A 12,819-nucleotide genomic window follows, 5' to 3' on the forward strand; every position below is an offset into this window, starting at 1 on the left:
GCCCCTAGCCGGCCGTCCTGGGGATCCGCCGCTCCCAGGTCCGGTGGAAGACGACCTCGTCGCCGTCCTTGCACACGACCTCGTTCGCGGTGAGGAAGTCCGCCGCGTCACAGGTGATCTCCGAGTGCGTCTCGACGCGCACGTCCCAGCCGAGTTCGGGCCGGTGCAGGCGGATCGTCCAGTCGGAGCGGGTGCGGGCGCTCAGCGGGTCGGACTCGTTGATCGTGTACGTCTCCAGGGCGTCCTCGGTGAATTCGAGGCCGTCGGGGTACACGCGCGTGCCGCCGTAGCGCGGGTCGACCTCCAGGCGCCACTCGCCCTCGGCGACATCGCGTACGACCAGACGCTCGGGGCGCTGCTCGTCGAGGGTGGCGGGGTGGACGACGCCGAGCGGCTCCGACTGTTCAGGGGCCTCGAAGGTGATCGCCGGGTCCAGGTCGCCCTCGCGCACGGGGAGTTCGAGCGAGCTGCCGACCGGGTCGAGCGTGAAGCCCGCGGAGTCCGCCCGCGGCCAGATCCAGGGCCAGTACGCGGAGGAGACGGCGAGGCGGATGCGGTGTCCCGGCGGGAACGTGTGGCCGATGCCGTTGAGCTCGAACGTGACGTCCTCGGTGGCGCCGACGGGCCAGGCGTCGGCGCGGTCCCTGCCGTGGCGCGCGGAGAGGTTGAGCACGCCGCGGGTGACCAGCGTGGAGGAGCCGTCCGGTGCCACGTCGCAGACGCGGGCGATCGCCTGCCCGTGGGGGACGTCCATGCGCAGCCGCAGCGTCACCTTCGGACGGCCGAGGACGCGCACCCGCGCGGGCACCTCGAACTCGAAGCACGCCGACTTCGCGTCCTCGTCCCGCTGGTCGGGCGGCAGGTCCGCGTCGTTGCCGAAGGGGAAGAAGCGGCCCGCGTCGAGGCCGGTGTGCTGCGGGGAGTCGACGACGACGGGGTTGCCCTGGAGGGCGTACGAGAGGGGGGTGACGTTCGGCGACGGCCAGGCGGGCTCGCCGGTCCAGCCGCCGGGCAGCTCTTCGTAGACGGTGGCGGGCGGGTGCGATTCGCTGATCCAGGAGCGGAGCTTCGGCTCGGCCATCACCCCGGTGTCGATGCCCTTGAGATGGTGGTCCCACCAGCGCAGCGTCTCCTGGAGGAAGCCGATCGCGGGCCCCGGCGGCAGGCCGCGGTCCGGGTACTGGTGCGACCAGGGGCCGATGAGCCCGCGTACGTCGCCGGGCAGGTGTTCGACCAGACGCAGGACGGTGTCCCGGTAGGGGTCGTGCCAGCCGCCGACCGCGAGGACCGCGGCACCGATCGCCGCGTAGTCCTCGCAGACGCTGCCGTGCCGCCAGTAGTCGTCGCGGGTCTGGTGCTCCAGCCAGGTGTGGATGAAGGGCTCGACGGCTTCGAGGCGGGTCAGCCACATCTCGCGCCAGGCGTCGCCGACGCACAGCGGGTCCGGCGGGCGCGACACGAAGGCGAGCATCGTCGCCGCCCAGGCGTGCATGTCCACCGCGAGGACGGAACCGCCCATGTAGTGCACGTCGTTGTCATAGCGGTCGTCCGCCGAGCAGACCGTGACGATCGCCTTGAGCGGCTCGGGCGCGAGGGCCGCGATCTGGAGGGAGTTGAAGCCGCCCCAGGAGATGCCGAACATGCCGACCTTGCCGCTCGACCAGGGCTGAGCGGCGAGCCAGTTCACCACCTCGACGCCGTCCGCGAGCTCCTGTGCCGAGTACTCGTCGGTGGGCAGGCCCTCGCTGTTGCCGTGGCCGCGGACGTCGACGCGCACGGAGGCGTAGCCGTGGCCCGCGTACCAGGGGTGGCGCTGCCAGTCGCGGGGCGCCGTCCAGTCGCTCAGCCGGTAGGGGAGGTACTCCAGGAGCACGGGGACGGGCTCGTCCGTGACGGGGCGCCACACGCGTGCGTAGAGCTTCGTCCCGTCGGGGAGGGGTACGCGGATGTCCTCGTGGGTGGTCTCGTACGGGAAGTCGGTCCGGATCTTCGGTGTGTGCGACATGGGAGGAACCTCGGTGGACGGGACGTCCTCAGTGGACGGGGTGCATGGTGCGGCGCAGCCAGGGGGCGAGCGCGATGACGGCGATGCCCGCGAGGACCGCGATGCCGCCGTTCACGCCGAAGTACGCGGGGTTGGAGACCTCTCCGTAGAGCTTCACGACCTGTGCCTGGATGCCGTTGGCGAGCGCGAGGGACAGGAACCAGAGCGCCATGGTCTGGCTGGCGAACGCCTTCGGGGCGAGCTTCGTGGTGGCCGACATGCCCGAGGTCTCCAGGAGGACGTCGCCGAGCCCCAGCAGCAGGTACGAGCCGACGATCCACCAGGCGGCCATCTTGTAGGTGTCGCCGCTGTGCCCCGAGGTCGGAAGGACCATCAGCAGGAACGAGAGACCGCCCAGGACCACGCCGAACGCGATCTTGTTGGAGGCGTGCGGCTGGCGGGGGCCCATCCGCGCCCACAGGGTGGCGACGACGGGGGCGAGCGCGACCTCGAAGGCGCCGAGCGCGGAGGCGTACCAGCTGGCGGGGAAGTGGAAGCCGAGGATCGACGTCTCCGCGTTGGTCGACGCGAGCAGCATCATCGTCGAGTACGCCTGGAAGAGGATGAAGTTGAAAACGACCGAGGCGAGGAAGAGCACGACGTAGGGGCGCAGCCTGCGCCGCTCCTCGCCGGTGACGCGCGGGCTGCGGAACATCACCGCGAAGTAGACGACCGGCGCGATCACCGAGATGAGGGTGAGCAGGTCGACGAAGCGGTCCATGGTCAGCCAGCCGACGGCGGCGAGGAGACCCGCGACCGCCGCGAGGGCGACAAGGCCCGCGACGATCATCAGGACCGCCCGCCGCATCGCGTCCCGGGGCAGCGCGAACTCGGCGGACGCCTTGCGCCCCGCGAGGTGGCGCCGCCCCGCGACGTACTGGATGAGGCCGAAGGTCATGCCGATCGCGGCCGCCGAGAAGCCCCAGTGCCAGCCCTTGTGGTCACCGAGCCAGCCGGTGATCAGCGGTCCCGCGAAGGCGCCGACGTTGATCGCCATGTAGTAGAGCGCGAAACCGGCGTCGCGGCGCTCGTCCTCGGTGCGGTAGAGCTTGCCGACCATCGAGGCGACGTTCGGCTTGAGCAGTCCGGTGCCCGCGCTGATCAGGCCGAGGCCCACCCACGTCATCGTCGGGGTCGGCACGGCCATCGAGTAGTGGCCGCAGGCGATGAGGACGCCGCCCCACAGGACCGCGCGGTACGAGCCGAGGATGCGGTCGGCGAGCCAGCCGCCCGCCACGGAGACCAGGTAGACCAGCGTTCCGTACGCCGCGGAGACCGACGCGGCCGTGCCCGCGTCCATGCCCATGCCGTCGTTCGCCACGGAGTCGGCGAAGTAGAGGACGAGGATGGCCTGCATCCCGAGGAACGAGAACCGCTCCCAGACCTCCAGGCCGGAGAGGGTGAGCAGACCGCGCGGCTGCCCGAAGAAGGCGTGGTCGTCGCCCGGCGGCGGATCCGTCGGCGGCTCTGCGGGCGGCTCGTACTCGGCCGTAGTACGGGACAAAGCGTCTGCTCCCGGTCGTTACGGTTCTTGTGGTGCGGACTCGTCTTCTCGGTCGTATGGGCTGATCAAGAACATACCGGGGGAGATTGCACTCCGCCCGGCCGCCGTTGTGCGGGCAGGTGCTCGCTGTGATCGAAAGTCGACCGGATACGCTGACTTGAGTGATGGCAGCGACACATCGACAAACCGTGTCATCGACCGAGATCCAATGATCGACCGAGTTCGCCATGTGATCGTCAGCAGACAGGAGAACCTCTCGTGACCGTCGTCGGGCCGTTCGGTCTTAGCGTGCGGGACCAGGCTCTCGAAGCCGATGTCCAGGCCGGGTTGACGGCTGTCGAGGAGGGCCTGCTCGAGGCCACCAAGAGTGAGGTCCCGTTCATCACGGAGGCCGCTCAGCACCTCGTCCGCGCCGGGGGGAAGCGCTTCCGCCCCCTCCTCGTCATGCTCGCCTCCCAGTTCGGCGACCCCTACGCGCCGGGCGTCGTGCCCTCCGCGGTGGTCGTCGAGCTCACCCACCTCGCGACGCTCTACCACGACGACGTGATGGACGAGGCGGACGTGCGCCGCGGCGTCGACAGCGCCAACCAGCGCTGGGGCAACTCCGTCGCCGTCCTGACCGGCGACTTCCTCTTCGCCCGCGCCTCCTACATCCTGGCCGACCTCGGTCCCGAGGCCGTCCGGATCCAGGCGGAGGCCTTCGAGCGCCTGGTCACCGGACAGATCCTGGAGACGGCGGGGCCGACCGAGGGACGCGACCCGGTCGACCACTACCTCGACGTGCTCGGCGGCAAGACGGGCTCGCTCGTCGCCGTGGCGTGCCGGTTCGGCGCGATGATGTCCGGCGCGGACGAGACCGTCGTCGACGTCCTCACGCAGTACGGCGAGCGGCTCGGCGTCGCCTTCCAGCTCGCCGACGACGTCCTCGACATCGCGTCCGACTCGCACGAGTCGGGCAAGACGCCGGGCACCGACCTGCGCGAGGGCATCCCCACGCTCCCGGTCCTGCGGCTGCGCGAGCGCGTGGCGCGGCTCGGGCTCGCCGAGGACATCGCCCTGAGCGAGCTGCTCGACTCGGACCTCACCGACGACGCGCGGCACGCGGAGGCGCTCACCAGGCTGCGGGCCCACCCGGCGCTCGAACAGGCCCGCAGGGACACCGTGCGGTACGCGGAGGAGGCGCGGGCCGCGCTGGCGCCGCTGCCGGAGTGCGACGCGAAGGCGTCCCTGATCGAGCTGTGCGACCTCGTGGTGCACCGGGCGGGCTGAGGCCGGGCCGGTCTCGGCGCGCCACCCCCTACGGGTCGGGGGAGGCGAGGGCGCTCCATGTCATCCCAGGGAAGTACGTGGAGTTGCGCCCGGGGTCTGACGCTTCTCGACGGCCGATTTGGTCGGATGGAAAGCAACAAGGACCACCACTCCTGACCAATTCGGGTGAGAATGGCGGCGCGGGGTGGACGAGGCACGTCACGGGTCAGGTCGCCGCCGACCACGGAGGTAGGGCACACATGGCACCGTACGAACCGGAACAGGACACCAGCGAGACGGGGGAGCTGCGCGTGGGCCGCCGCAAGGCGGCGCGCTACGTCGTCCCGATCGCGGTGGCGGGGGTGGCCGCGGCGACCATCGGGCTCGTCCCGGCGCTCGCCACCTCGGGCGACCCCGATCTGCCGAAGATCTCCGCGCAGAAACTCATCGAGAAGATCGCCGCTTCGGACACGCAGCAGCTCTCCGGCAACGTCAAGATCAGCACCGATCTCGGCCTGCCGTCGATGGGCGGCCTCGCGGGCGGCTTCGCCGGTGGTGGCGGCGGATCCGGCGCGGACGGCGGCGAGCAGGGCAAGGGCTCGGCCGCCGACCCCAAGTCGAAGCTGATGGAGCTGGCGTCGGGCACGCACACCCTGCGCGTCGCGGCCGACGGCCAGGACAAGCAGAAGGTGTCCGTCCTGGAGGACGCCGCCGAGTACAGCCTGATCCACAACGGCGACGACGTGTGGGCGTACGACAGCGCGTCGAACGAGGCGTACCACGCGAAGGACGCCGGGGCGGGCAAGGACGAGGGCAAGGGCGGAGGCAAGGGCAAGGACCTTCCCAAGGACGTGCCCGCCACCCCCAAGGACTTCGCCGAGCAGGCCCTGAAGGCCGTCGACGGCACGACGTCCGTGGAGGTCGACGGGACCGCGCAGGTCGCGGGCCGCGACGCGTACCGCCTGGTGGTCAAGCCGAAGCAGTCGGGCTCCACGATCGGCCAGATCACCGTCGCGGTGGACGCCGAGACCGGTACGCCGCTCAAGTTCACCCTGACCCCGGCCTCCGGCGGCGCGGCCGTCGTCGACGCGGGCTTCACCAAGGTCGACTTCGGCAAGCCTTCCGCGTCCACGTTCGACTTCACGCCGCCCAAGGGCGCGAAGGTCACCGAGGCCGACGAACATGCCGACCGGGGCGGCGACTTCAAGGGCAAGGACCAGCTCGGCAAGGAGTTCGACAAGGGCGACCTGAACGGTCTCCGGGTCATCGGCGAGGGCTGGAACGCCGTCGCCGAGCTGAAGATCCCGGGCGGCCAGGGCCTGCCGACGACCGGTTCGGGCGATGTCCCGCCGGACGCGCAGAAGCTGCTCGACTCGCTCGGCGACCAGGTCAGCGGCAAGTTCGGTTCGGGCACGGTCTTCTCGACCCGCCTGATCAACGCCCTCGTCACGGACGACGGCAAGGTCTACGTGGGCGCGGTCACCAAGGACGCGCTCGTGAAGGCGGCGAACCGCTAGAGGCGGGCGGGACCGGCGGACCGGGGGTGCGGGCACCCCCGGTCCGCTCGCTGATCGGGGCGCAGGCCGCGGGGGAGTGGGAGGAAAACGGTGTCGGGCACCATCGGGCCGTCCAGCGCGGCAGAGCCGTCCAGAGCGACAGAGCCGTCCGGCGTGTTCGAGACGCCCAGCGTCATCGAGACGCACGCGCTCAGCAAGCGCTACGGCAAGCACCTGGCCGTCGACCGGCTCGACCTCACCGTCCCCGAAGGCAGCGTCTTCGGCTTCCTCGGGCCGAACGGCTCGGGCAAGACGACCACCATCCGCATGCTGATGGGCCTCATCGAGCCGACGTCAGGACGTGCCGAGGTCCTCGGCCGCCCCATGCCGCGCGCCACGCGCACCGTGCTGCCGCACGTGGGCGCGCTGATCGAGGGCCCCGCGCTGTACGGCTTCCTGTCCGGCCGCGACAACCTCCTGCGGTACGACTCCGCGGACCCCGCCGCCGATCCGCGCACGCGCCGTGCGCGGGCCGACGCGGCGCTCGACCGGGTCGGGCTCACCGCTGCGGCGGGCAAGAAGGCCAAGGCGTACTCCCTGGGCATGAAGCAGCGCCTGGGGCTCGCGGCCGCGCTGTTGCAGCCGCGCAAGCTGCTCGTGCTCGACGAGCCGACCAACGGACTCGACCCGCAGGGCATGCGCGAGATCCGCACGCTGGTGCGGGAGCTGGCGGCGGAGGGCACCACCGTCTTCCTCTCCTCGCACCTCCTCGACGAGATCGAGCAGGTCTGTACGCACGCGGCGGTGATGACCCGGGGCCGCCTGATCACGCAGGGCCCGGTCGCCGAGCTCGCGGCGGGCGCGCGCGGGCGGCTCGTGGTGACGACACCGGACCCGGGCGACGCGGCCCGCGTCCTCAAGGAGCGGGGCGCGACGGACCTCGTCGTGACGGAGGACCGCGTGACGTGCGAGCCGCCGGGCCAGGACGCGGAGCTGTCCGACCTGAACGCCGCGCTGGTCGGCGCGGGCGTACGCGTCCGTGGCTTCGGGCTCGAACGGGCCTCCCTGGAAGACGTGTTCGTGGCTCTGACGGGAGAGGGATTCGATGTCGCGGGCTGACGTGATGACGGTGGGCGGGAACAGGGAGCCGCGGCCGCTGTGGACCCTCGGCCTCTTCCGCAGCGAACTCGCGATCACCTTCCGCCGCTGGCGGACGATCGCGCTGCTCGCCGTGCTGGCCGCCGTGCCGATCCTCGTCGGCGTCGCGGTCAAGATCGAGACGAGCGACGGCTCGACGATCGGCGGAGGCGGCGAGGGCGGTGGCCCCGCGTTCATCGCGCAGATCACCAACAACGGCCTGTTCCTGGTCTTCACCGCGCTCGCCGCGACCCTGCCGTTCTTCCTGCCGATGGCGATCGGCGTCGTCGCGGGCGACGCGATCGCGGGCGAGGCGAACGCGGGAACGCTGCGCTATCTGCTCGTCGCGCCCGCGGGGCGCACCCGGCTGCTGCTCGTGAAGTACGCGACCACGCTGACGTTCTGCCTGGCCGCGACCCTGGTGGTGGCCACCTCCGCGCTCGCGACGGGCGCGCTGCTCTTCCCGCTCGGCGACGTCACCACGATCTCCGGCACCCGGATGGGCTTCGGGGAAGGGCTGCTGCGGGCCCTGCTCATCGCGCTCGTCGTCGCCGCCTCACTGATCGGCGTGGCCGCGCTCGGCCTCTTCGTCTCGACGCTCACCAGCAGCGGCATCGCGGCGATGGCGACCACGGTCGGCCTGTTGATCACGGTCCAGATCCTCGACCAGATCCCCCAGCTGCACGGCCTTCACCCGTACTTCTTCTCGCACTACTGGCTGTCCTTCGCGGACCTGATGCGCGAGCCGGTCTACTGGGACGACCTGATCAAGAACCTGCAGATGCAGGGCCTGTACGCGGCCGTCTTCGGCTCCGCGGCATGGGCGCGGTTCGGGGCGAAGGACGTGCTGGCGTAGCCGCGCCCGTCGTAGTGGCTACGCCCGGTCGTAGGGGTAGCGGGCCACCGGCGGCTCCTGCGCGAAGAAGGTCTTGGCGCGCGCCAGGGCCTCGTCGTCGTTGAGCACGTGTCCCGGCCTGGTGCCGTTGCCGAGCAGGACGCCGCCGAAGCGCATGGGGAAGAAGGCGGCGGTGTGGTTCAGGGTGCCGATCAGCGGCTCGGCCACCTCCTCCTCGGTGTGCGCGAGCGCCGTCACGCCCCACAGGGTGCGGCCCGCCAGGGTGTCCTTGAACGCGGCCTCGGGGGTCTCCAGCCACGCGTCCCAGTAGTCCAGGTAGCGCTTGACGTTGGCGGAGAGCGAGTACCAGTACAGGGGCGAGACGATCACGATGTCCGTGGCCGCCAGGGTGGCGTCCAGGAGGACGGCCTCGTTGGTGCCGACGGGGCGGGGGCGGGCCCGGGCGCCGTTCTCCTCGTGGCGCAGATCCTCGAAGTCGGGCAGCGGCAGGTCCGCCAGGTGCAGCCAGCGCTGTTCGACGTCCGGGGGCAGCTGCTCGGCGGCCTTGCGGGCCAGGAGCTCGGAGTTGCCTCCGGTGCGGGCGCTGCCGGTGACGAAGAGGAACGAGCGGGTCATGGGAATCCCCCTGGGTGCGGCCGGTCGCGGCGCGGGCGACCGGGGCGGCGATTACTTGCACGCGCACTATATGCACGCGCAAGCAATCCCGTCCAGGGTCACGCTCCAGGGGCGCGCTCCAGGGGTGCCTACGCCGAGAGGCCCCACACCGCGTACGCCACCGCGTCGCTGTTGCGGTCGAGCGCGGTCGCGTCGAGGTTCGACTCGTCGTCGCACGACGAGTGGTAGCACTTGTCGAACGCTTCGCCCGCCGTGCCGCCCCACTTCTCCGCCTGGGCCGCCGACTTGGTGGTCTCGGCGCCGCTGAAGATGCCGCCGACCGGGACGCCCGCCTGCTGGAACGGGGCGTGGTCGGAGCGGCCGTCGCCCTCGTCGTCCGCCTCCGTGGTGATGTTCTGGCCCGCGTAGTAGTCCTTGAACGTCTTCTCGATCGTGGGGTCGTCGTCGTAGACGAAGTAGCCCGTGTTCGGGGAGGCGATCATGTCGAAGTTCAGATAGCCGCTGATCTTCGAGCGGTCGGCCTCGGGCAGCTTCTCGACGTAGTGCGAGGAGCCGACCAGGCCGATCTCCTCGGCGCCCCACCAGGCGAACCGCAGGTGCTTGGTGGGCTTGTACTGCTCGCGGGCCACGGTCAGCGCGGTCTCCAGGACGGCGGCGGAGCCCGACCCGTTGTCGTTGATGCCGGGGCCCTCGGTGACGCTGTCGAGGTGCGCTCCGGCCATCACGACCTTGCCCTCGTCGCCGCCCGGCCAGTCGGCGATCAGGTTGTAGCCGGTGTCGCCGCCCGCCGTGAACTCCTGCACGGAGGTGGTGAATCCGGCCTCGTCCAGCTTGCCCTTCAGGTAGTCGATGGACGCCTTGTAACCGGCGCTGCCGTGGGCGCGGTTGCCGCCGTTGGCGCTCGCGATGGACTGCAGTTCGGACAGGTGCGCCTTGACGTTGGCGACCGGGATGTCGGGTGCGGCGGCCGCCTCGCGGGACGCCGTGGGGGACGCCGAGGTCGGGGCCGCGCTGGATATCGCGCTCGTGGTCAGGAGTCCGGCGACGGCTATGACTGCGGCCGCGGCGGTACGTCCGGGAACGGAGAGTTTCATGTGGGGGCTCCGGTTTCCGTGTTCCGTATTCCGTTTTTGTGGGGGGTGAATCGTTCTTGCGTGTGGGTGACGCGCTCGTATGGCGTACGAGTTCGAATGCGCCTGATGGTGCGGGTGGGGCTGCGGTGACGTCAAGAGCGCAAAACGGGCAGGGAGTTACGGATATCGGGCGGTGGTGGCCTCAGGGGCGTACGTGGACGACCCAGCCGGGCGCGTAGGTGCCCGGCACGGTGTGGCGCGGCCAGTCGCGGGCCCAGCGCGGGGGCGCCGCGTCGCGGAGCACGAGGGCGGTGGGCCGAAGGGGTCCGTCGGGGGCGCATCCCGTGGCGTACGCGAGGGGGATCACGGAGGTGTTCCCGCGCAGGACGCAGCGGGAGGGCGCGCCGTCGCCGCCGTCACCGCCGACGCCCCGCGCGTTCAGTACCTCGGCGACCCGCGCCCAGTCGCCTCGGGCGCCCGCCTGGATCCTGGAGTTGCCGTGGACGAGCAGGAGTTGGACCACCGCGTGGCCGACGAGGGCGAAGGCGAGGACGGCCGCGAGGGCGACGGAGAGGGCGAGGGGGCGCGCGGCACCCGCCCCGCGCCGCCGCCGTACCGCCGTGCGCACGAGCCCGGCCGACGCGAGCAGTCCCGCCGCCGCCGTGGGGGCGAGCAGGGCGTGGGCGGGCAGGAGGAACCGGGGCGCGGCGTAGGGGACGAAGAGGAGGTAGGGGAGGGTGGCGGAGAGGGCCGTGAGGGCGGCCAGGACGTGGCCGGGCAGCGCGCCGGGGGCGTGGCGGCGCAGGGTCAGGAGCCCGGCGGCCACGAGGAGCGGCAGCAGGACCCACCACTCCGCCGCCACGAGCCGGATGCCGTCGCTGTCGCAGGGGCGGCAGAGCAACGGGCCGTCGAGAACCGTGAGGTGGTGCGCGAAGGAGAGCAAGGGGCGCAGATCGCCCTGGACTTCGCTGGCCCGCGCGAGCCGCTCGCGGACCCCGCCGAACCGGACGTACGCCTCGACGAGCCAGGGCAGCACACCCGCCGCGAGCCCGCCGAGCACGGCCAGGAAGCGGCCCCGGCCCCGCAGGGCCGGTACGAGCAGGGCGGCGAGCAGGAGCGGCACGGCGAGCGCGGCGCCGTCGTTGGGCCGCATCAGGGTGGCGAGGGCGAGCCAGGCCGCGATCCCCGTGTACGTGGCGGGGGTTGGTCGCGCCCGCAGGAAGAGGCCGACCGCCCCGACGGCGCCCATCGCCGTGTAGTGGTTGGGCATCGCGGCGCTCGCGTAGAACAGCGCGACCCACAGACAGCCGTAGAGCGCGGCCGCGACGGCCGCCGCCGAAGGCCGGTGCGACGCGCGCAGCCAGGGGCGGAACCCGAGGTAGAGCGCGGTCGACGAGAGCAGGGTCAGCCAGAGCCTGAGCAGCACGACCGAGTCGCTCCAGGAGGCGACGGGCGCGATGAGGACAGGGACGCCACGGGTGCGGGGCGCGCTGAACGGGGTGGCGGGCGCGTGCGGGGAGAACCGGCTCGCGTAGACGAGTTCGTCCCAGCCGAGGGGCAGGGAGGGCGGGACCAGGGCGAGGGAGAGCAGGGCGAAGGCGGCGCAGACGGCCAGGAGGGGGCGGGCTCCGCCGGGGGGCGGTGCGGTGCGTCTCGGGGGCATGCCGGGCTCCCTCGCTGACGGGGCGTCACGGTAAGCCTCTCACCGCGGGACGAGCGGAGGCCGCCCGCCGCTCACCTGTCACCCGCCGAGGGGCGAGGCCGCCTGCGCCTGGGTGCCGCTCCCGTCAGTGCACGCAGAACTCGTTCCCCTCCGGATCCTTCATGATCACCCATTCGCCGCCGGGCTCCTTGACGTGCCGGTCCACCGAGGCACCGAGCCCTTGCAGGCGTGCCACTTCGTCGTCGCGGTGGCCCGGCTCGGAGTGCACGTCGAGGTGCAGCCTGTTCTTGCCGTTCTTCGTCTCGGGCACGCGCTGGAAGAGGATCCTGCGGCCCAGGCCGGTGCCGCTGGCCTCGTCGTAGGGGTCGTCGGGGTGCCGGACGGCGATGAGGTCGCGCCAGGCGCGGCGGCCGCGGAAGTCGAGGGTCGCGGCTTCGGGTGCCGCGCCGAGGTCGAGGAGCCGTGCGATCAGGGCGCTGTTGTCCTCGACCTCGTAGCCGAGCGTCTCGCCCCAGAAGGACGCCTGGGCGTGCGGGTCGTTGGCGTCGATGACGAGCTTCCAGTGCAGGGTTGTCATGGTAACCAGTTATATCGGTTACCGAGGGGTTGGTGAACTCCATGCGCCCTGAGGCTCGTTGAGGGGCGGATCAGGGTGATTCCTCCGCGGCGGCGCGTGCGTCGTAGTCGGCGCGGGCCGCCGCGATCTCGTTCTGGTGCTCCTCCGTCCAGGAGACCAGGGTCTGGATGGTGTGGTGCAAGGTGCCGCCGAGCGGGGTGAGTTCGTACTCGACGCGGGGCGGCACGACCGGATGCACGGTGCGCTTCACCAGGCCGTCGCGCTCCAGCTGCCGCAGCGTGACCGTGAGCATGCGCTGGCTGATCCCGTCGATCTCGCGCCGCAGCTCGGTGAAGCGCAGCCGGCGGCGGTCCAGGAGCGCGATGACGAGGAGCGACCACTTGTCGGCGACCCGGTCGAGGATCTGCCGCACCTGGCAGTCCTCGCGGGTGTCCCACTGGAAGGGGTCGGCCTCCCCGTAATCCACGGAGCCCCCGTGGTCCACGGTGACCTCGTGGTCCACGGTGCCCTCGCGGTTACTCGGTGACTTCAAAGTGCCTTCTTCCATGCCCCCGGATGCTGCCGCAGGATGCCAGTGGTTACAAGAGGGAACCGACCCTCGGCCGA

At 71.6% G+C, this 12,819-nt stretch carries 11 protein-coding genes; 4 read left to right on the forward strand and 7 right to left on the reverse strand.

Annotation, left to right across the window (positions count from 1 at the left end):
• Positions 1–4: 4 nt before the first annotated feature.
• Together KY5_RS24005 and KY5_RS24010 are read right to left on the reverse strand one after the other, a co-directional pair.
• Positions 5–2,005 carry a CocE/NonD family hydrolase gene (locus KY5_RS24005; RefSeq protein WP_098244188.1) on the reverse strand — a complete coding sequence of 667 codons (2,001 nt, stop codon included), beginning with the start codon at positions 2,003–2,005 and terminating at the stop codon, positions 5–7.
• Between the two features lie 28 nt (positions 2,006–2,033).
• Positions 2,034–3,548: a peptide MFS transporter gene (locus tag KY5_RS24010; RefSeq protein WP_098244189.1), complete on the reverse strand. Its 1,515-nt coding sequence runs from the start codon at positions 3,546–3,548 to the stop codon at positions 2,034–2,036.
• A gap of 258 nt (positions 3,549–3,806) precedes the next feature.
• Between KY5_RS24010 and KY5_RS24015 the strand changes: the two genes are divergently transcribed.
• The 4 genes from KY5_RS24015 (at position 3,807) to KY5_RS24030 (ending at position 8,285) form a co-directional block, all read left to right on the forward strand.
• Positions 3,807–4,817, forward strand: coding sequence for a polyprenyl synthetase family protein (locus KY5_RS24015; protein ID WP_098244190.1), 1,011 nt, complete (start codon positions 3,807–3,809; stop codon positions 4,815–4,817).
• A 239-nt stretch (positions 4,818–5,056) separates the two neighbouring features.
• Positions 5,057–6,313: a LolA family protein gene (locus KY5_RS24020; protein WP_098244191.1), complete on the forward strand. Its 1,257-nt coding sequence runs from the start codon at positions 5,057–5,059 to the stop codon at positions 6,311–6,313.
• Between the two features lie 153 nt (positions 6,314–6,466).
• The gene (locus KY5_RS24025) at positions 6,467–7,411 is read left to right on the forward strand and encodes an ABC transporter ATP-binding protein (RefSeq protein ID WP_098244192.1); all 945 of its coding nucleotides are present in this window, start codon (positions 6,467–6,469) and stop codon (positions 7,409–7,411) included.
• Positions 7,398–8,285: an ABC transporter permease gene (locus KY5_RS24030; protein WP_098244193.1), complete on the forward strand. Its 888-nt coding sequence runs from the start codon at positions 7,398–7,400 to the stop codon at positions 8,283–8,285. The genes KY5_RS24025 and KY5_RS24030 overlap by 14 nt, the downstream gene beginning before the upstream one ends.
• Before the next feature lie 18 nt (positions 8,286–8,303).
• Here KY5_RS24030 and KY5_RS24035 read toward each other — a convergent pair whose 3' ends face one another.
• The 5 genes from KY5_RS24035 to KY5_RS24055 all read right to left on the reverse strand — a co-directional run bounded on the left by KY5_RS24035 (position 8,304) and on the right by KY5_RS24055 (position 12,760).
• Positions 8,304–8,900 carry a flavodoxin family protein gene (locus KY5_RS24035; protein ID WP_098244194.1) on the reverse strand — a complete coding sequence of 199 codons (597 nt, stop codon included), beginning with the start codon at positions 8,898–8,900 and terminating at the stop codon, positions 8,304–8,306.
• Between the two features lie 128 nt (positions 8,901–9,028).
• Positions 9,029–9,994 carry a M28 family metallopeptidase gene (locus KY5_RS24040; RefSeq protein WP_098244195.1) on the reverse strand — a complete coding sequence of 322 codons (966 nt, stop codon included), beginning with the start codon at positions 9,992–9,994 and terminating at the stop codon, positions 9,029–9,031.
• A 181-nt stretch (positions 9,995–10,175) separates the two neighbouring features.
• Entirely contained in the window at positions 10,176–11,636 is a 1,461-nt protein-coding gene (locus KY5_RS24045) for a hypothetical protein (RefSeq protein WP_234362841.1), read from the reverse strand.
• A gap of 124 nt (positions 11,637–11,760) precedes the next feature.
• Positions 11,761–12,213 (reverse strand): VOC family protein, encoded by a 453-nt coding sequence (locus KY5_RS24050; protein WP_098244196.1) that lies wholly within the window; start codon positions 12,211–12,213, stop codon positions 11,761–11,763.
• A gap of 70 nt (positions 12,214–12,283) precedes the next feature.
• Positions 12,284–12,760 (reverse strand): winged helix-turn-helix transcriptional regulator, encoded by a 477-nt coding sequence (locus KY5_RS24055; RefSeq protein ID WP_098244197.1) that lies wholly within the window; start codon positions 12,758–12,760, stop codon positions 12,284–12,286.
• Positions 12,761–12,819: the final 59 nt, after the last annotated feature.

Origin of the sequence: Streptomyces formicae (assembly GCF_002556545.1) — a bacterium.
GTDB classification, from domain to species: domain Bacteria; phylum Actinomycetota; class Actinomycetes; order Streptomycetales; family Streptomycetaceae; genus Streptomyces; species Streptomyces formicae_A.